Here is a 17,857-nt window from a genome sequence, read left to right on the forward strand (position 1 = left end):
ATCGGGCCGTCCGCAGCGATCTGCGGACGGCCCGATGTTCATGTTGCATGCCCTAGCTCGCGACCGGCTCGGCAGGCGCCGCGAGCTGGTCGAGCGCATCGCCCGTCACGCGCACCACGCGCCAGTCGGGCAAGATGGTTGCGCCCATCTTCTCGTAGAAGCGGATGGCCGGCGTGTTCCAGTCGAGCACGGTCCACTCGAAGCGGCCGCACTTGCGCTCCACGGCAATGGCGGCGAGCGCGCGTAGCAGCGCCGTGCCGAGACCCGTGCCACGCTGCGACGGCTGCACGTAAAGGTCTTCGAGATAGAGCCCGCGACGCCCGAGGAAGGTCGAGTAGTTGTGGAAGAACAGCGCATAGCCGACGATGCGGCCCGCGTCCTCGGCCACCAGCGCCTCAGCCGCCGGGTGCGCGCCGAACAGCGCATCGGCGAGTCCTTCGGGCGTGCCCGTGAAGAGGTGCGTGAGCTTTTCGAACTCGGCGAGCTCGTACATCAGCGCATGCATGGCGCTGACGTCGGCGGGCGCCGCTGCGCGGATCGTAGCGGTCATCACGCCTCCTCGGGCACGTCGGAGAGATGGATCTCGATGCCGCCGAAGCGCGCGGCAACCCAGTTGTACAGATGGCAGGCGATCCACAGCAGCACGAAGCCGACGATGGCATTGAGGATCAGCGCGCTGAACACGGTGCCGAGCTCGAAGGTGCCGTAGCGGAAGAACGCGACCACCGCGACGAGCAGCACGACCGGCACGCTGAAAGTCAGGTACACGAGGATGAGGGCCTTCGCAGTCTGCCCGGCGGCGATGAACGAAATCTGTTTTTTCATGTGAATCGGTCCGTAGGTCGAGGGGACGTCTCTGAGGGACGCCGAATCATGTTGAACGTTGCAGTGACGGGGCATGGGCGCCGTGCTAGACGAGGCCGTCGAAGAGCATGATGTCGACGGTGTCGCCAGCATCGAGGTCGGCGCTTTCGTGGGCGAGCACGATGAAGCAGTTCGCCTCGCTCATCGTGCTGAGCGCGCCTGAGCTTTGCGAGCCCGTGGGCGCTACGCGCCACTGGCCCTGCGCATCGCGCTCGGCGACGCCGCGCTGGAATTCGGTGCGGCCCGGGCGCTTTTTGATGGGCGCGTCGCAGCGCGCCGGAATGAGCGGCATCGGCTGAGGCGTGGCGCCTGACATCGCGATCAGCGCGGGGCGCACGATCTGGTAGAACGCGACCATCGTGGCGACCGGATTGCCTGGCAACCCGAACAGGAGGGCCGCGCGCCCGGCGCCGGGACGGCCGCCCGACCAGATACGGCCGAACGCGAGCGGGCGGCCCGGACGCATCGCGAGGCCCCAGAAGGACACATCGCCGAGCGTCTGCAACTGGGTGCGCGTGAAGTCGGCTTCGCCGACCGAGACGCCGCCCGAGGTCAGCACGACGTCGGCGCTTTCGGCCGCGGCCTTGAGCGTGGCCGCGAGCGATTCGGGGTCGTCGCGCACGCGGCCGAGATCGATCGGCTCGGCGTTCAGGCGCTGCAGCATCGCGCCGAGCGTGTAGCGGTTGCTGTCGTAGATGCAGCCGGCGTCGAGCGGCTCGCCGGGCGAGCGCAACTCGTCGCCGGTCGAGAAGAACGCCACGCGCAGACGCCGCTTCACGGCCACGTCGACAATGCCGAGCGAGGCCATCAAGCCGATATCGCTCGCGCGCAGCACGCGGCCTGCGCGCAGCGCCGCGCTGCCGCGCGCGAGATCTTCGCCCTTGCGGCGGCGGTTTGCGCCGGGTGTCACGGCGTCGGCGCGGAAGGTGACGGCTTCGGAAACGGTGCTGGAAACTGGGCCGGCGGCGGCTTTCGCGCCCACGCCATGCTCCACGCGCTCCTGCGGCACGACGGTGTCGCAGCCGGCGGGCATCGGCGCGCCCGTCATGATGCGCACGCACGCATCCGGCGCGATGGCGCCCGTGTAGGGATGGCCGGCGAACGCCTTGCCCGCCACCTTCAGCGTGAGCGTCGCGCCCGCTGGCACGGCTTGCGCGAGCAGCGACGCGCCGTCGAAGGCATAGCCGTCCATGGCCGAGTTGTCGTGAGCGGGCACGTCGATCGGCGAGATCACGTCTTTTGCGAGCACGCGTGCCAGCGCGTCGCGCAACGGCACGCGCTCGCTTTGCGCGAGCGGCGTGACCCACTGGAGCACGATGGCCTGCGCAGCACTGACGGGCAAGGCTTGTGGATCGAACTGGCCAAGGCTTCCTGCGCAGCCGGAAATACTGTTAAGCGTGGTCATGGAGTGGAGAAGCGTCGCATCCGCGCGGATGGGTGTGGCGATCGTCCAGGGGGGCGTGCATCAGGCCGGTGGCGGGCGGCGGCGGTCGAGCCGGACGCGCTCGTCAGGCACGGTCGAGCTCGGCAAGTTCCTGTAAGGAATTGACATTGTAAAACGCACGCTCGTCGGCAAAGACCACTTCGGCCGCCGTGTGGCGCGCGTACCACGCGCGGACCTTGCGCTCGCCTGCATCCAGAAACGCGGCGAGATCGTCGGCGAGCGAGGTGTGGACGAGCGCGAAGACGGGGTGCAGGCTGACTTCACCGGCGGCGTTCACCGTTGTTGCGGTGGCGATGAGCGTGTCTTGCGCGCGCACCGCTTCGGCCAGCCGGGCGCCGAGATCGGCTGGCAGCCATGGCGAATCGCACGGCGCGCTCAGCAGCCATTCGGTGCCGGCGGCGCGCAGGCCGGCAAGCAGTCCCGCGAGCGGGCCGGGGTAGTCGGGCAGCGTATCGGCGATGACCTGCGCGTGCCACGGCGCGCCGAGCCCGGCGTAGACATCGTGGTTGCGGTTCGCGCTGATGGCGAGTGCGCCTGCTTGCGGCGCGAGACGCGCCAGCACATGCGCGGCGAGCGGTTTGCCGTGCAGGCGCTGGAGGCCTTTGTCGACGCCGCCCATGCGCTGGCCGCGGCCGCCCGCGAGCACGAGGCCGGTAAGCGCAGCGGTGGGGATGGCGGGCGAAGCGGAGGGCATCGGCGTATCGCTGTATCAGCCGCCGATATAGGACATTTCGATACGGCGCTCTTCGCCCTCGGCCGGCGCGGCGTCGCTGCCACGCAATTGCGAATAGCGGTCGGCGCGCTGTTCCCAGATCTGGGCAATCGTGGCGGAAATGGCTTCGTCGCTCGCGTCGCCTCGCAGCAACGCGCGCAGGTCGTAGCCCATCGAGGCGAACAGGCACAGATACAGCTTGCCTTCGGTCGAGAGGCGCGCGCGCGTGCAATCGCCGCAGAATGCGCGCGTGACGCTGGAGATCACGCCGATTTCGCCGGCGCCGTCCGCGTAGCCCCAGCGCTGCGCCGTTTCGGCAGCGCTGTGCGGTTCGAGCGCGACCAGCGGAAAGTGCTCGGCGATGCGGGCGACCACGTCGGCGGACGGCAGCACCTCGGCCATGTTCCAGCCGTTCGAAGTGCCCACATCCATGTATTCGATGAAACGCAGGGTCACGCCCGAGCCGCGGAAGTGGCGCGCGAGCGGCACGATCTCGCTGTCGTTGGTGCCGCGCTTGACGACCATGTTGACCTTGATCGGGTCGAGACCGACCGACTGCGCGGCCGCGATGCCGTCGAGCACGTCGGCGACCGAGAAATCGGCGTCGTTCATGCGGCGAAAGAGCGCGTCGTCGAGTGCGTCGAGGCTCACCGTGACGCGCGTGAGGCCCGCGTCGCGCAATGCGCGCGACTTGCGTGCGAGCAGCGATCCATTCGTTGTGAGCGTGAGGTCGAGCGGCTCGCCGTCGGGCGTGCGCAGCTTCGCGAGGCGCTCGATCAGGAATTCGATGTTCTTGCGCAGCAGCGGCTCGCCGCCGGTCAGGCGGATCTTGGTGACACCGTGTGCGACGAAAAGCCGCGCGATACGTTCGATTTCTTCTAGTGAAAGAAGCGACGAATGCGGCAGGAACGGGTAGTCCTTGTTGAAAACCGCACGCGGCATGCAGTAGACGCAGCGGAAGTTGCAACGGTCCGTGACCGAGATGCGCAAGTCGCGCAACGGCCGCGCGAAAGCGTCGAACAGCTCGCCAGACGGCGCGCGCACGGTCTGCGCTGCCGGGCTGGGCGGCAGCGAGCGGATGTCTGCAACAGGGATGATGCGTCGGGACATGGTGGCTTCATTCTCTCGTTGGTTCGATTCTAGCCGAACCTCACCTTGCGCACCGACAAGGGTGAACGCTGATATATCAAAAAAAAGCCCGCCGATAGCGGCGGGCTTCGTGTTGCGATGCGGCATTACCGCCGGGGGTCGGAAGCGGCCCTGAGGCCGACTTCCGGTCCGGCTGACTCGCGCGTGCCGGTTAGGGCTGGCGGGTCGTCTCCACCTGCTGCATCGGTGCGCTGTCGGCCGGCGGCAGGGGTTTGCGCTCGCGCGGTACGCGTGCGGGCTTCACCACCTGGGCGGCGGCGTCCTGCGCGGCACGCAGCTTGGCGGCGTCGGTGTTGACCCACTCGAGGCCTGCCGATTCCAGCATCGGACGCAGCGTGTCGGCCGCGGCCGACACGCTCGCTGGCGTGTGACGCTGAGTCGCGGGCTCGGCGACCGGCGCTGCGGCTTCGGCTTGTGCCACGACAACTTCGGCACGCGTCTCGACCGGCGCGGGTCGAGCGACGGCAGCCGGTTCGGCGATCGGCGCGGGCGGAGCTTCGACGCGATCCTCGCGGACCACCGGCGCTGCGGCTGCTGCGGGTTCTTCGGCCTGCACGGCCGGCGTTGCAGCAACAGCAGCCGGTTCCACAACGGCCTGAGCCGGCGTGGCGGCCGCGACCGGTTCGACGGCGGCCGCGACCGGTTCAGCGGGTGCGGCAACCGGCGCTTCGGGTGCAGCAGCAACTGCGGTTTCGGCCGGGGCGGCCGGAACGACTGCCGGTGCTTCAACAGCTGGTGCTTCGGTGGCTTGCGCCGAATGGGCGGCCTCAGCGGCAGCAGCTGCTGCGACCGGCAAGGCCGTCACGACCACCGCTTCGGTAACTGAAGTGTGAACGACAGTTTCGACGCGCTCAGCCTGCTCGACAGCGGGCTGCTCGACAGCCGGGAACGCAGCGGCCAATTCGTCGGTGCCCTCGTCGGCGCCAGTTGCGCCTTCGAGCCCTTGCGTGCCTTCCGCATCGCGCTCGCGGCGACCACCACGGCGGCCACGGCGGCGGCGGCGGCGCTCCTCACCTTGCGGTGCGCCGTCTTCGTCGGTGCCGGCGTGGGTCACGCCGTCGGTGAGGGCGGCCTGGGCTGCTTCGGCGACCTCGGCTTCGGTGTTAGCGGCGTCGAGGCGCGCCTCTTGTGCCTCGGCGGCTTCGGGCTGCTGCTGACGGCGCCGTTCGCCACGTTCGGCGCGGTCACCACGCTCGCCACGCTCCGTGCGTTCACCGCGTTCACGGCGCTCGCCACGTTCCTGACGTTCGCCGCGCGGGGCGGCTTCGGCTGCTTCGCTGCGGTCCTGGCCACGTTCGACGCGTTCGATGCGCTGCTCGCGTTCGGCGCGGGGCTCACGGCCCTCGCGTGCTTCACGCGGTTCGCGTTGCTCGCGCGGCTCGCGCTGTTCACGGGGGGCGCGGCCTTCACGTCCTTCGCGCGGCTCACGCGATTCACGCGGTTCGCGCTCCTCACGACGGCCCGAGGGCTGGCCGGCGCGCGCGCCGCCTGCCGCTTCGCCACGGGCTGCTGCGTCGCGGCTACCGCCACGGCGGTTGCGGTTGCGGTCGCCGGAGCCTGCGCCAGCCTTCTCGCCACGCTCGGTGCGGGCTTCGCGCGCCGGACGGCTGGCCTTTTCCTGCTGCTCGACCGGTGCCGGCACGGGAGCCGGTGCCGGCGCGCCGCCGAAGAGGCGCTTGATGAAGGCGAAGAAGCCGCCGCCGCTCGCGGGAGCGGCGGCAACAGGTGCGCCAACGGGCATCGGCTCGGCCACGGGCTTGGCCTGTGCCGTGGGGGCAGGGCGCTCGGGCGTGATGCCCTTCACCGCGGCTTCCTGCTTCGGCTTGGTTTCGGCCGTGCGCTTGCTATAGCCGGTCTCCGACTCGAGCTCACGCGCAGCTTCCTCGGCCATCTTCCACGAGGCGCGCGGGTCGTCGAGACGCGCATCGTCGTGACGCAGGCGCTCGAGCTTGTAGTGCGGCGTTTCGAGGTGCTTGTTCGGGATCAGCACGACGCCGACCTTGAAACGCGACTCGATCTTGTTGATTTCCGCGCGCTTCTCGTTGAGCAGGAAGGCGGTCACTTCGACCGGCACCTGGCAATGAATTGCCGCGGTGTTTTCCTTCATCGCCTCTTCCTGGATGATGCGCAGGACCTGAAGCGCCGACGATTCCGTATCGCGGATATGACCCGTGCCGTTGCAGCGCGGGCAGGTGACGTGGCTGCCTTCCGAGAGGGCCGGGCGCAGGCGCTGGCGCGACAGCTCCATCAGGCCGAAGCGCGAGATCTTGCCCATCTGCACGCGGGCGCGGTCGTGGCGCAGCGCGTCTTTCAGGCGCTGCTCGACTTCGCGCTGGCTCTTGGCCGACTCCATGTCGATGAAGTCGATCACGATCAGGCCGCCCAGGTCGCGCAGACGCAGCTGGCGCGCCACTTCGTCGGCGGCTTCGAGGTTGGTGCGCGCGGCGGTTTCCTCGATGTCGGCGCCCTTGGTGGCGCGCGCCGAGTTCACGTCGATGGCGACCAGCGCCTCGGTGTGGTCGATCACGATCGCGCCGCCCGAGGGCAGCGGCACCGTGCGCGAGTACGCGGTCTCGATCTGGTGCTCGATCTGGAAGCGCGAGAACAGCGGCACGTCGTCGTGATACCGCTTCACCTTGTTGACATTATCCGGCATCACGATATCCATGAAGGCGCGTGCCTGGTCATAGATCTCGGTGGTGTCGATGAGGATTTCGCCGATGTCGGGCTGGAAGTAGTCGCGGATCGCGCGGATCACGAGGCTCGATTCCAGATAGATCAGCATCGGCTGACCTGACTGGCCGGCTTGCGACGCGGCTTCGATGGCGCGCCACAGTTGCAGCAGGTAGTTCAGGTCCCACTGGAGCTCTTCGGCGGAGCGGCCGATGCCGGCCGTGCGCGCGATAATGCTCATGCCGTCCGGCAGTTGCAGCTGCGCCATGGTTTCGCGCAGTTCCTGACGGTCGTCGCCCTCGATGCGGCGCGACACGCCGCCGCCGCGCGGGTTATTCGGCATGAGGACGAGGTAGCGGCCGGCGAGCGAGATGAAAGTGGTGAGGGCGGCGCCCTTGTTGCCGCGCTCTTCCTTCTCGACCTGGACGATCAGTTCCTGGCCTTCCTTGAGGGCGTCCTGGATGCGCGCGCCGCGCATGTCGACGCCGTCGCGGAAGTACTGGCGGGCGACTTCCTTGAACGGCAGGAAGCCATGGCGATCTTCGCCGTAGTTGACGAAACACGCTTCGAGCGACGGCTCGATGCGGGTGACGATGCCCTTGTAGATATTGCCTTTGCGCTGTTCGCGGCCGGCAGTTTCGATGTCGATGTCGATCAGCTTCTGTCCATCGACAATAGCGACGCGCAGTTCTTCCTGCTGCGTCGCGTTGAACAGCATTCGTTTCATTGAACGGCTCCAGTGCGGCTTCATGCACGGCCCTCGGTCCCTCGACGGCGCCCGGCGCTTCGCCGGGCTGCATGGGGGGAGAGGGTCGCGGCAAGCCGCGCCTTATTGTGTTTTCACAAGCACGCTGGAGCAGGAACGATGGCGGGGAGAATTGCCTTGCGGGCAGCCGGTCCGGCGTTGCGTTGCCATGGACGGGCCGCGTGGGCACATGCGAAATACGTCTTCAAGAGCAGCCAGACGCGCGGGGGCACGGTTTTCCTGCGCTTCCGATCCGCCTGTCGCCGCTTGTTGCCCGCTCATAGCCGCTGATTGCCGGCTTGTGGCGGTGCTTGCGTGCGTTGGCGGCAAAAGGCGCCACGCACGATCGCGACAGGACATGGGCCGCAGCCGCGAACTGCGCGCGCTGCTGGCTGGATCTGCTTTGCGGCTTCGGGCATCGAGCCCAGGGCCGCGCACGGGAAGCTTTCAGAAACGCCCGTCTTCCCCCTCGGGGTGTCTCGCCACTTTTGACGTCGCCATATCCCGCACATTGCCGGGACGCATCAGGCGCTCGCCGTATTTTCGCCACCAGCGCGTCGGGCGGCAGTCGCTCGAAAACGTTGCGACCGCGCGGCATGACTCGCCGGATGAATTCTTTATACCAACCTTCCGTTACCGTCGGAGCCTGCCTCGACCGAACGTGCCTGTGGGCGCCGTCCCTGCCGCGCGGACTTCCGTGCGTGCAACTCGTTGCATCTCTAAAACGGGGTGAGCAACCGGCCCCGGGCGCAAGTAAAATATCGGTTTATCGCTTGCCGCCTGCGCATGCCGCGCGGTTCAAGATCCCGGAGAAGCGCCCTTGGGTATTCAGTAGACAACCTTGGGGCGAATCAGGAACTTTTTGGCCTTTTGGCCTGCCGTCGCGTCAGCGCTGGGCAAATTATATTCAGAATGAAAGGGTTAGGCAAAATATCCCAGAATCAGGTCGCGAGCGACCAGGTTTCGTTCGTCGAGATCGACGAAGACGCTGCTGGTCAGCGGATCGACAATTTCTTGCTGCGCGTGTGCAAAGGCGTGCCGAAGAGCCATATCTACCGGATTTTGCGCAGCGGGGAAGTGCGTGTGAATAAGGGGCGAATCGACGCGCAGTACCGGCTCGAGATGGGCGACGTCGTGCGCGTGCCGCCCATGCGCGTCGCCCAGCCGAGCGAGCAGGCAGGCGCGGCGCCCGTGCCGGCGGCGCACTTCAGCGTGCTGTACGAGGACGAGGCGCTGCTCGTGATCGACAAGCCCGCCGGCGTGGCTGTGCATGGCGGCAGCGGTGTGGCTTTCGGCGTGATCGAGCAGTTGCGCGAGGCGCGGCCGCACGGCAAATTCCTCGAACTCGTGCACCGGCTCGACCGCGAGACGTCCGGCGTGCTGATGCTCGCGAAGAAGCGCGCGGCGCTGGTCGGGCTGCACGAGCAGATGCGCGACAACAAAACGGACAAGCGCTATTACGCGTGTGTCCACGGCGAGTGGGCGAGCGACTGGGGGCGCCGGCGCGCCGTGAAGGAGCCGCTACACAAGTACCTGACCCCCGAAGGCGAGCGGCGTGTGCGCGTGCAGCCCGACGGCCAGCCGTCGCATACGGTCTTCAATCTCGTCGAGCGCTGGCCCGGCTACGCGCTCGTCGAGGCCGAGCTCAAGACTGGCCGCACTCACCAGATCCGCGTGCATCTCGCGCATCTGGGCTTGCCGATCGTCGGCGACGCCAAATACGGCGACTTCGCGCTCAACAAGGCGCTCGCGCGCACCGGCGCGAAGCCAGGCGTCAAGCGAATGTTCCTGCATGCGCACCGGTTGAAGCTCACGCACCCGATCACGGGCGCGCCGCTGCAATTCGAGGCGCCGCTGCCGCCCGAGCTGCGCAGCTTTGTCAGCGAGTTGCGCGCGCAGCGCGAAGCAGAGGGCGAGCGCCACGCCGCTGCGCGGCCCGAATAGGGGCGCCGAATGCGCATGACGCTGCGACGAACCGGAGAGCAAGCCGGATTCAAGAATTACAGTGTTTGGAGAAGGACCGCATGGCCCGAGAGCAATTTGACCTGATTGTGTTCGACTGGGACGGTACGCTGATGGACTCGACCGCCCACATCACGCGCAGCATCCAGGCCGCGTGCCGCGACCTGGGCCTGCCGGTGCCCGGCGACGAAGCCGCGAGCTACGTGATCGGCCTTGGCTTGCGCGAGGCATTGCAGATTGCCGCGCCCACGCTCGATCCCGCCGACTATCCGCGCCTCGTGGAGCGCTACCGCGTTCATTACCTGCTGAAAGATCAGCAAATCGAGCTGTTTGCGGGCGTGCGCGAGATGCTCACCGAGCTGCGCGACACGGGCTACCTGCTCGCGGTGGCGACCGGCAAGAGCCGGGTGGGGCTGAACCGCGCGCTGGCCGAGGCCAGCCTCACGAGCTTGTTCGACGGCACGCGCTGCGCCGACGAAACCTTCTCGAAGCCGCATCCGGCCATGCTCCAGGAGCTCACGCGCGAACTGGGGCAGGATCTGGGTCGAACGGTGATGATCGGCGACACGACGCACGACTTGCAGATGGCCGCTAACGCGGGCGCGGCGGGCGTGGGCGTGGCTTACGGCGCGCATTCGTCGGGCGCGCTGGCCGGGCTTGCGCCGCGGTTTATCGCGCCGGACGTGGCAGCGCTGGCCGGCTGGCTGCGGGAGCACGCATGAACGCGCAGCCCGGTGCGGGCGAAGCCCACGAGACGGCCCACGCGCCCGTGCGCGTGTGCGCCGCCGAGGACCTCGTCGAGGGTGGCGCAGGCCAGCGCATGAGCGCGACCTATGCGGGCGGCGAGGCCGTCGTGTTCTTCGTGCGCTATGGCGGCGAGGTGTACGGCTACCTGAACCGCTGCGCCCACGTGCCGACGGAGCTCGACTGGGTCGAGGGGCAGTTCTTCGAGTCTTCGGGGCTCTATATCATGTGCGCGACGCATGGCGCGATCTACCAGCCCGACACCGGCAAATGCGTGGGCGGACCGTGCCGCGGCGCGCGGTTGCGCGCGGTGCGCGTCGAAGAACGCGACACACCCGAAGGCCGTGCGGTATTCTGGCTTCCGGACGACGATTTGAGTCCGACCCCATCCTGATTCGTTACCACGCATGTCCGATAACCTGAACCCTGATGACGCCAGCGGCGGCAAGCCCGGTTGGGAGCGCGAGGCGCTCGAACGCATCGCCATGGCCGCGATCACCGAGCAACGCTCGGCGCGGCGCTGGAAGATCTTTTTCCGCTTCGCGTTTCTTGCGGTGCTGGTGCTGGTCGCATGGAGCATCCTCGACCTTTCCGGCACGCGCGTGGACAGCGGCGGCCGCCACACGGCGCTCGTCACGCTCAGTGGCGAGATTTCGGCGGACACGTCCGCCAATGCCGACGACATCAATAGCGCGCTCGATAGCGCGTTTGACGACGACGGCACCGCCGGCGTGATTCTGCATATCGACAGCCCCGGCGGCTCGCCGGTGCAGGCCGGCATCATCAACGACGAGATCCGCAGGCTGCGGGGGAAATATCCGGCCATTCCGCTCTACGTGGTGGTGGGGGACATGTGCGCTTCGGGCGGCTATTACGTTGCCGCCGCTGCGGACAAGATTTATGTGAACAAGGCCAGCATCGTCGGCTCGATTGGCGTGCTGATGGACGGCTTCGGCTTCACGGGCCTGATGGACAAGCTCGGCGTCCAGCGCCGGCTGCGCACATCGGGGGAGAACAAGGGTTTTTACGATCCGTTCTCGCCGAATACGCCGAAGATGGACGCACACGCCCAGGAGATGCTCGACCAGATTCACCAGCAGTTCATCGACGCCGTGAAGACGGGCCGCGGCAAGCGCCTGAAGGATGAGCCGGACCTCTTCTCGGGCCTTTTCTGGACCGGCCAGAAGAGCGTCGAGCTCGGTCTTGCTGACGGCTTCGGCGACAGCGACTATGTGGCGCGCGAAGTCATCAAGGCGCCGGACATCGTTGACTACACGGTCAAGCAGGGCATCACCGACCGCGTCGCGAAGCGCTTTGGCGCAAGCGTTGGTTCTGCGGCCGTGCATTCGCTGATTTCGGGCGGGAAGGTCTCGGTGCGCTGATTCTGCGCAAACGGGGCTCCGACCCCACGTGAAACGGCCGCTGTGCGATGCACGGCGGCCGTTTCATTTTGCGGTGGCGCCTGTGCGAACGGCGCTCAGTTTGCCAGCAGCAGGAAGATCGCGGGCCGCTTATGCAACTCGGGCGCCGGCTTCTTTTTCCATTCGGACACGGCGCGGCTCACGATCGTCTCGCCTGGCAGCGTGAGGTCGGCGGCCACGCACACGAGCGTGGAGGGTGCGCAGGTTGCGAGCAGCGCGTCTAGCAGCGCGCGGTTGCGATAGGGTGTCTCGATGAAGATCTGCGTTTGCCTCGCCTTGCGGGAGGTCTGCTCGAGTTCGCGCAGCTTTTTGGTGCGCTCGTTCGCGTCCACGGGCAGATAGCCATGGAACGCAAAGCTCTGGCCGTTCAGGCCCGACGCCATCAGCGCAAGCAGGATCGAGCTCGGCCCGACGAGCGGCACGACCTTGATGCCGCGCTCGTGCGCGCGTCGCACCAGCAGGGCGCCCGGGTCGGCCACGGCGGGCACGCCCGCTTCGGACACCAGCCCCGTGTCGATGCCGGCCAGAAGCGGCGCGAGCAGCTTGTCGATCTCGCTTGCGGGCGTGTTGACGTTGAGCTCGCGAATTTCGATCTCCTGGATCGGCTGCGTGGTTCCGACGCGCTTCAGGAACGCGCGCGTGGTCTTGGCGTTCTCGCCGATGTAGCTGGACAGCGTGCCCGCGCGTTCGCGCACGGGCGTGGGCAGGACGGCGGCGAGCGCGGCGTCGTCGCCGTCACCGAGGGTGTTGGGGATCAGATAGAGCGTGCCCGTGGTCATTGGCGAGCGTCCTGCGGCGCAAGTAGCGGATTCAGCAATGGATAGCCGACGGCGAGCAGCATGCGCGTGAGCGCGATGAGCGGCAGGCCGATCAGCGCGGTGGGGTCGTCGGACTGGACTGCTTCCAGCAGCGCGATGCCAAGCCCTTCCGATTTCGCGCTGCCCGCGCAGTCGTAGGGCTGCTCGGCGCGCAGGTAGGCGTCGAGCGCGGCGTCGGGCAGGTCGCGAAAGCGCACCGTGGTCACGACATCGACGGTATCCGTTTGGCCAGTCGCGGTGTCCAGCAGACTGAGTGCACTATGGAACAACACTTCACGTCCGCGCATGGCGCGCAGTTGCTCGAGTGCGCGCTCGTGAGTGCCCGGTTTGCCGATCTGGTGCCCGTCGAAGGTCGCCACCTGGTCGGAGCCAATCACGAGCGCACGCCCGGCGCCGGCCGGCAAGGCGGCGGCTACGGCGCGGGCCTTGGCCTCGGCCAGGCGCAGTGCCGTGGCGGCGGGCGTTTCGCCGGGTTGCGGCGTTTCGTCGATGGCCGGCACAGCGGTCTCGAAAGGGATGTGCAGGCGCTCGAGCAACTCGCGGCGGTAGCGTGAGCTGGAGGCGAGAATCAGCGTGGGTCGGCCCGGTTGCCGGGCGGGTGCAGCGGTATCCTGCATGATGGTCGGATCGTGAATAATGGTCGTGGAGCGGTGCAGGGCGAGTAAGGCATGCGGCAGTCGCATTCAACAGTCGCATTTGCCGGCGAATTTGCCAAAATGCCCAAGCCGCGCAGAGGCTTGCGAGCGTGAGCTTAAGTGTTTGACTCGCAAAGATAAAGACGTTATGATTTTGGGCTTTTCATCGGTACGCTCACCTCGTGCGTCTGGCTAATGTGTGTCCGGCGGTGTGTCCGGCGGGCCGGCGCGCATTAAAGAAAGGCGCGAGGGAAGCGGGCGGACAAGAATGCGGATCGCGGATCGGCAGCAGTGTAGGGCTTTGCGCCGCCTGCGGGCCGCGCGTCTGGAGCAGGAGAGCGCACATGACCGAACATTCTGGCAAGCCTGCGGGCGCCGCATCGGGTGCAGGTGCGGATAAAGGCACGCAGGGCGCGCTCAATCCGCGCGATTTCGACATTTTCGAATTTGCGCGTAGCGGGCGCAGTGCATCGGGTGCGGTGCGTCTCCCGCAACTGCCGCGCATGCTAAGCGAAGTCCCGGCCGATGCGCCAGACCGCGATGCCGCGTTCACATGGCAGGCCGAGGGCTTCACGCAACAGGAATTGCAGGACAACGGCACCGAGGGGCCGCAGCCGTATCTGCGGCTCGCGATTCACGGTGCCGCATGGCTTACGTGTCAGCGTTGCCTCGCTCCCTACGAGCAGGCGTTCAACGCGGACCCGGTCTTCCGGATCGTCCAGACGGAAGATGAGGCGGACGAGTTTTCGCTCGACGACGATGAATTCGATGTGATTGTAGGCTCGCGCCATTTCGATCTCGTCGACTTGATCGAAGAGGAGTTGTTGCTCTCGCTGCCGCTCGTGCCGAAGCACGAAGTTTGTCCGGAAGTTCACGAAAGCCTCGCCTCGGGTGCCGACGGCGCGGATGGCGTGGATTCCGTCGACGACGTGCCGGAGCAGGAAATCGAGCCGGAAGAGCGCGTCAACCCGTTTGCGGCGCTCGAATCGCTCAAGAAGGACGGTCCCGGCAGCAAGCACTAAGGTTTTACCGGGTGGCTGCGGGTGGCGTGCAGTATCAATTCGTGGCCCAGTCCCGGAGTCCGGTCATCCCCCAGGGTGGCGGCGGCCGGATCGGGCTGTGTTAGAATTTGGAAAATTTTCAGGAGTTATCATGGCAGTTCAACAAAACAAGAAGTCGCCGTCGAAGCGCGGCATGCACCGCTCGCACGATTTCCTCACGGGCGCGCCGCTGGCTGTCGAGCCGAGCACGGGTGAAGTGCATCTGCGTCACCACATCAGCCCGAACGGCTACTACCGCGGCAAGAAAGTCGTCAAGACCAAGAACGACTAATCGTCCAGTGTGCGGCGCGACGGCCCGATTCCGGGCTTGCACGGCGCTGCACATGGCGATTCCGTTCGCTTGACAGTTTTTCGGCTCGGCAAAAAAGGCGGCATTCAACTGCCGCTTTTTTGTGCCTGAAATCCGTCGCACTCCATGACCGTTACGCTCACGATAGATTGCATGGGAGGCGACCACGGTCCGTCCGTGACAGTGCCTGCCGCAGTCAATTTCGTCCGCACGCATCCCGATGCGCGACTGCAACTGGTGGGCATCGAGACGGCGATCCGCGCCCAGCTCAAGAAGCTGAAAGCGCTGGATCTCTCCGCACTTTCCGTCGTTCCCGCCACCGAGGTCGTCGAAATGGACGATCCGGTCGAAGTCGCCTTGCGCAAGAAGAAAGACTCGTCGATGCGCGTCGCGCTCAACCGCGTCAAAGAGGGCGAGGCGCAGGCTTGCGTCTCCGCAGGCAACACCGGCGCGCTGATGGCCGTCTCGCGCTATGTGCTCAAGACGCTGCCTGGCATCGAACGGCCGGCCATCGCGTTCGCGCTGCCCAGCGAGCGCGGTTACACGACGATGCTCGACCTCGGCGCGAACGTCGACTGCGAACCGCAGCATCTGCTGCAATTCGCCGAGATGGGGCACGCGCTCGTCGCCGCGCTCGAGGGCAAGGAGCGCCCGACCATCGGGCTCCTGAACATCGGTGAAGAAGTCATCAAGGGCAACGACACGATCAAGCGCGCAGGCGAGTTGCTGCGCGCGAGCACGCTGAATTTCCGCGGCAACGTGGAAGGCAACGACATTTACAAGGGCACCGTCGACGTTGTCGTCTGTGACGGTTTCGTGGGGAATGTCGCGCTCAAGACGTCGGAAGGCCTCGCGCAGATGCTCAACGACATGATCAAGGAAGAGTTTGGCCGCTCGTGGCTCACGAAGCTCATGGCGCTGGCTGCGCTGCCGGTGCTCATGCGTTTCAAGAAACGCGTCGATCACCGCCAGTACAACGGCGCGGCGCTGCTCGGCCTGAAAAGCCTCGTATTCAAGAGCCATGGCTCCGCAGACGCTTATGCGTTTGAGTGGGCGATCAAACGCGGGTATGATGCCGTCAAAAATGGCGTGCTGGAGCGTCTCGCGCGCGCCATGGAAGAAAACGCCAGTTCACTCGAACAGGCTGCCGGTGCGTCCACGGGCGGCCAGAACAGCGCCGCCCCAAAGGCTCCCGAGGAGCCTTCCGCGAGTCCATCAGCGAGCTTACCCGCTCAGACGGCGGGCGAACTGCCGCCCGGCGCCGCATCATCCTCGAAGGCATAATGGCTCAATCGACTCTCTATTCCCGCGTGCTCGGCACGGGCAGTTTTCTTCCGCCTGAGCGCGTCACCAATCAGGATCTGGCCGAACGTCTCGCCGCCCAGGGCGTCGAGACGAGCGACGAGTGGATCGTCGCGCGCACCGGCATCCACGCGCGCCACTTTGCGGCGCCCGATGTCACGACCAGCGATCTCGCCCTGGCCGCTTCGCAGCGCGCGATCGAGGCCGCCGATGTCGACCCGCAATCGATCGACCTCATCATCGTCGCCACCTCAACGCCCGATTTCGTGTTTCCGAGCACCGCCTGCCTGCTGCAGAACAAGCTCGGCATCCGCAATCACGGCGCGGCGTTCGACGTGCAGGCCGTGTGCTCGGGCTTTGCTTACGCGGTATCGGTCGCCGACAGCCTGATCCGCAGCGGCCAGCACAAGACGGCGCTCATCGTGGGCGCGGAAACGTTCTCGCGCATTCTCGACTTCAAAGACCGCACGACCTGCGTGCTGTTCGGCGACGGCGCAGGCGCGATCGTGCTGCAGGCGTCCAGCGAGCCGGGCGTGCTCTCGAGCGCGCTCCACGCCGACGGCAGCTATGCGCACATTCTCTGCACGCCAGGCAACGTGAACGGCGGCGTGGTTGCCGGCAACGCGTTCCTCCATATGGATGGCCAGGCCGTGTTCAAGCTCGCCGTCAACGTGCTCGAGAAGGTCGCGATCGAGGCGCTCGAAAAAGCGCAACTCACAGCCGACCAGATCGACTGGCTGATCCCCCATCAGGCCAACATCCGCATCATGCAGGGCACCTGCCGCAAGCTCGGTCTGCCCGCCGAGCGCATGGTGGTCACCGTGGGTGAGCACGGCAATACCTCGGCGGCTTCGATTCCGCTTGCATTCGACGTCGCGGTGCGCGACGGCCGCATCAAGCGTGGCCAGAACGTGCTGATCGAAGGCGTCGGCGGCGGCTTTACCTGGGGCGCTTCGGTCATCCGTTTCTGACCAGTCCGAAGCGGGCGCTCCCGCTTGGCCGGGCCTGCGACACGCGCGGTCCCGCATGCGGTTCATCGGAGCGCATCGCCCATCTGTTTTGATCGAATTTTGGGGACGTTATGAAATTTGCGTTCGTATTTCCTGGACAAGGCTCGCAGGCCGTTGGCATGCTCGACGCCTTCGGTGACAACGCCGTCGTGCGCGAGACGCTCAAGGAAGCGTCCGATGCACTCGATCAGGATCTCGGCAAGCTGATCGCCGAAGGCCCTGCCGACGAACTCAACCTCACCACCAACACGCAGCCGGTCATGCTCACCGCCGCTTACGCCGTTTATCGCGCGTGGCAAGCGGCGGGTGGCCCGGCGCCGGCGATCGTCGCGGGCCATAGCCTGGGCGAATACACGGCGCTCGTGGCTGCGGGCGTGCTTGCGTTCCGCGACGCCGTGCCGCTCGTGCGCTTTCGCGCACAGGCGATGCAAAGCGCAGTGCCGGTGGGCGAGGGCGGCATGGCCGCCGTGCTCGGTCTCGACGACGACACCGTGCGCGCGGTTTGCACGGAAGCCGCAGCGGTAAGCGGCGGCGTGGTCGAGGCGGTCAACTTCAATGCGCCGGCGCAGGTCGTGATCGCCGGCCACAAGGGCGCGGTCGAAAAGGCCTGCGAAATCGCCAAGGCCAAGGGGGCCAAGCGTGCATTGCCGCTGCCGGTTTCGGCGCCGTTCCATTCGTCGCTGCTCAAGCCCGCTTCGGACCAGCTGCGCGAATACCTCGCGAACGTCACGCTCAATGCGCCGGCCATCCCGGTCGTGAACAACGTTGACGTGGCCTTCGAAACCGATCCCGCGAAGATTCGCGACGCGCTCGTGCGCCAGGCCGCCGGTCCGGTGCGCTGGGTCGAGTGCGTCAAGGCGATCGCCGCCCAGGGTGCGACGCATGTGATCGAGTGCGGTCCCGGCAAGGTGCTGGCGGGCCTCACCAAGCGTATCGACGGCAATCTGGCCGGCGCCTCGGTGGCCGATCCGAAGTCGCTCGACGAAGCGCTCGCGCTCCTCAAGGCTTAAGCCGCCGCATCGAAAAGT

The 17,857-nt window shown here is 66.7% G+C and carries 17 protein-coding genes; 9 read left to right on the top strand and 8 right to left on the bottom strand.

Features of this window, described 5'->3' with window-relative positions; translation table 11 throughout:
• Window positions 1-52: 52 nt before the first annotated feature.
• The 6 genes from PWP93_RS03100 to PWP93_RS03125 all read right to left on the bottom strand — a co-directional run bounded on the left by PWP93_RS03100 (window position 53) and on the right by PWP93_RS03125 (window position 7,569).
• Window positions 53-550, bottom strand: coding sequence for a GNAT family N-acetyltransferase (locus PWP93_RS03100; RefSeq protein ID WP_421024393.1), 498 nt, complete (start codon window positions 548-550; stop codon window positions 53-55).
• Window positions 550-825 carry a hypothetical protein gene (locus PWP93_RS03105; RefSeq protein ID WP_035522630.1) on the bottom strand — a complete coding sequence of 92 codons (276 nt, stop codon included), beginning with the start codon at window positions 823-825 and terminating at the stop codon, window positions 550-552. Before PWP93_RS03105 ends, PWP93_RS03100 begins: the two co-directional genes overlap by 1 nt.
• 85 nt (window positions 826-910) lie before the next feature.
• Complete coding sequence (gene glp, locus PWP93_RS03110; RefSeq protein WP_421043423.1) at window positions 911-2,269, bottom strand: gephyrin-like molybdotransferase Glp; 1,359 nt, start codon at window positions 2,267-2,269, stop codon at window positions 911-913.
• Between the two features lie 103 nt (window positions 2,270-2,372).
• Window positions 2,373-3,002: a molybdenum cofactor guanylyltransferase MobA gene (mobA, locus tag PWP93_RS03115; RefSeq protein ID WP_421043424.1), complete on the bottom strand. Its 630-nt coding sequence runs from the start codon at window positions 3,000-3,002 to the stop codon at window positions 2,373-2,375.
• Between the two features lie 15 nt (window positions 3,003-3,017).
• Window positions 3,018-4,130, bottom strand: a complete 1,113-nt coding sequence (gene moaA / locus PWP93_RS03120) for a GTP 3',8-cyclase MoaA (protein ID WP_421043425.1) — start codon at window positions 4,128-4,130, stop codon at window positions 3,018-3,020.
• A 190-nt stretch (window positions 4,131-4,320) separates the two neighbouring features.
• Window positions 4,321-7,569 (bottom strand): Rne/Rng family ribonuclease, encoded by a 3,249-nt coding sequence (locus tag PWP93_RS03125; RefSeq protein ID WP_421043426.1) that lies wholly within the window; start codon window positions 7,567-7,569, stop codon window positions 4,321-4,323.
• Window positions 7,570-8,499: 930 nt separating this feature from the next.
• Here PWP93_RS03125 and PWP93_RS03130 point away from each other — a divergent pair.
• The 4 genes from PWP93_RS03130 to PWP93_RS03145 all read left to right on the top strand — a co-directional run bounded on the left by PWP93_RS03130 (window position 8,500) and on the right by PWP93_RS03145 (window position 11,675).
• A complete protein-coding gene (locus tag PWP93_RS03130) occupies window positions 8,500-9,531 on the top strand; it encodes an RluA family pseudouridine synthase (protein ID WP_421043427.1) in 1,032 nt (343 codons plus the stop codon).
• Window positions 9,532-9,611: 80 nt separating this feature from the next.
• Window positions 9,612-10,271: an HAD-IIIA family hydrolase gene (locus PWP93_RS03135; RefSeq protein WP_421024387.1), complete on the top strand. Its 660-nt coding sequence runs from the start codon at window positions 9,612-9,614 to the stop codon at window positions 10,269-10,271.
• A complete protein-coding gene (locus PWP93_RS03140) occupies window positions 10,268-10,687 on the top strand; it encodes a Rieske (2Fe-2S) protein (protein ID WP_421043428.1) in 420 nt (139 codons plus the stop codon). The genes PWP93_RS03135 and PWP93_RS03140 overlap by 4 nt, the downstream gene beginning before the upstream one ends.
• A 13-nt stretch (window positions 10,688-10,700) precedes the next feature.
• Complete coding sequence (locus PWP93_RS03145) at window positions 10,701-11,675, top strand: S49 family peptidase (protein ID WP_421043429.1); 975 nt, start codon at window positions 10,701-10,703, stop codon at window positions 11,673-11,675.
• A 95-nt stretch (window positions 11,676-11,770) separates the two neighbouring features.
• On the opposite strand, the gene PWP93_RS03150 is transcribed toward PWP93_RS03145, so the two are convergent.
• Window positions 11,771-12,493, bottom strand: coding sequence for an SAM-dependent methyltransferase (locus PWP93_RS03150; RefSeq protein WP_421043430.1), 723 nt, complete (start codon window positions 12,491-12,493; stop codon window positions 11,771-11,773).
• Complete coding sequence (locus PWP93_RS03155; RefSeq protein WP_421044993.1) at window positions 12,490-13,149, bottom strand: Maf-like protein; 660 nt, start codon at window positions 13,147-13,149, stop codon at window positions 12,490-12,492. The genes PWP93_RS03150 and PWP93_RS03155 overlap by 4 nt, the downstream gene beginning before the upstream one ends.
• 362 nt (window positions 13,150-13,511) lie before the next feature.
• On the opposite strand from PWP93_RS03155, the gene PWP93_RS03160 reads away from it, so the two are divergent.
• The 5 genes from PWP93_RS03160 to fabD all read left to right on the top strand — a co-directional run bounded on the left by PWP93_RS03160 (window position 13,512) and on the right by fabD (window position 17,839).
• Entirely contained in the window at window positions 13,512-14,189 is a 678-nt protein-coding gene (locus PWP93_RS03160) for a DUF177 domain-containing protein (RefSeq protein WP_421043431.1), read from the top strand.
• 130 nt (window positions 14,190-14,319) lie between these two features.
• On the top strand, window positions 14,320-14,499 hold the full coding sequence (gene rpmF / locus PWP93_RS03165) for a 50S ribosomal protein L32 (protein ID WP_018441573.1): 180 nt from the start codon (window positions 14,320-14,322) through the stop codon (window positions 14,497-14,499).
• A gap of 144 nt (window positions 14,500-14,643) precedes the next feature.
• On the top strand, window positions 14,644-15,801 hold the full coding sequence (gene plsX, locus PWP93_RS03170; protein WP_421043432.1) for a phosphate acyltransferase PlsX: 1,158 nt from the start codon (window positions 14,644-14,646) through the stop codon (window positions 15,799-15,801).
• Entirely contained in the window at window positions 15,801-16,790 is a 990-nt protein-coding gene (locus PWP93_RS03175; protein ID WP_421024380.1) for a beta-ketoacyl-ACP synthase III, read from the top strand. The genes plsX and PWP93_RS03175 overlap by 1 nt, the downstream gene beginning before the upstream one ends.
• A gap of 110 nt (window positions 16,791-16,900) precedes the next feature.
• Window positions 16,901-17,839 (top strand): ACP S-malonyltransferase, encoded by a 939-nt coding sequence (fabD, locus tag PWP93_RS03180; RefSeq protein WP_421043433.1) that lies wholly within the window; start codon window positions 16,901-16,903, stop codon window positions 17,837-17,839.
• The last annotated feature ends 18 nt before the right edge of the window (window positions 17,840-17,857 follow it).

Origin of the sequence: Paraburkholderia sp. A1RI-2L (genome assembly GCF_048957375.1) — a bacterium.
GTDB lineage: Bacteria > Pseudomonadota > Gammaproteobacteria > Burkholderiales > Burkholderiaceae > Paraburkholderia.

Coding starts and splice junctions, on each gene's coding strand:
- PWP93_RS03100 (WP_421024393.1), bottom strand. CDS start 550: ATGACCGCTACGATCCGCGCAGCGGCGCCCGCCGACGTCAGCGCCATG.
- PWP93_RS03105 (WP_035522630.1), bottom strand. CDS start 825: ATGAAAAAACAGATTTCGTTCATCGCCGCCGGGCAGACTGCGAAGGCC.
- glp (WP_421043423.1), bottom strand. CDS start 2,269: ATGACCACGCTTAACAGTATTTCCGGCTGCGCAGGAAGCCTTGGCCAG.
- mobA (WP_421043424.1), bottom strand. CDS start 3,002: ATGCCCTCCGCTTCGCCCGCCATCCCCACCGCTGCGCTTACCGGCCTC.
- moaA (WP_421043425.1), bottom strand. CDS start 4,130: ATGTCCCGACGCATCATCCCTGTTGCAGACATCCGCTCGCTGCCGCCC.
- PWP93_RS03125 (WP_421043426.1), bottom strand. CDS start 7,569: ATGAAACGAATGCTGTTCAACGCGACGCAGCAGGAAGAACTGCGCGTC.
- PWP93_RS03130 (WP_421043427.1), top strand. CDS start 8,500: ATGAAAGGGTTAGGCAAAATATCCCAGAATCAGGTCGCGAGCGACCAG.
- PWP93_RS03135 (WP_421024387.1), top strand. CDS start 9,612: ATGGCCCGAGAGCAATTTGACCTGATTGTGTTCGACTGGGACGGTACG.
- PWP93_RS03140 (WP_421043428.1), top strand. CDS start 10,268: ATGAACGCGCAGCCCGGTGCGGGCGAAGCCCACGAGACGGCCCACGCG.
- PWP93_RS03145 (WP_421043429.1), top strand. CDS start 10,701: ATGTCCGATAACCTGAACCCTGATGACGCCAGCGGCGGCAAGCCCGGT.
- PWP93_RS03150 (WP_421043430.1), bottom strand. CDS start 12,493: ATGACCACGGGCACGCTCTATCTGATCCCCAACACCCTCGGTGACGGC.
- PWP93_RS03155 (WP_421044993.1), bottom strand. CDS start 13,149: ATGCAGGATACCGCTGCACCCGCCCGGCAACCGGGCCGACCCACGCTG.
- PWP93_RS03160 (WP_421043431.1), top strand. CDS start 13,512: ATGACCGAACATTCTGGCAAGCCTGCGGGCGCCGCATCGGGTGCAGGT.
- rpmF (WP_018441573.1), top strand. CDS start 14,320: ATGGCAGTTCAACAAAACAAGAAGTCGCCGTCGAAGCGCGGCATGCAC.
- plsX (WP_421043432.1), top strand. CDS start 14,644: ATGACCGTTACGCTCACGATAGATTGCATGGGAGGCGACCACGGTCCG.
- PWP93_RS03175 (WP_421024380.1), top strand. CDS start 15,801: ATGGCTCAATCGACTCTCTATTCCCGCGTGCTCGGCACGGGCAGTTTT.
- fabD (WP_421043433.1), top strand. CDS start 16,901: ATGAAATTTGCGTTCGTATTTCCTGGACAAGGCTCGCAGGCCGTTGGC.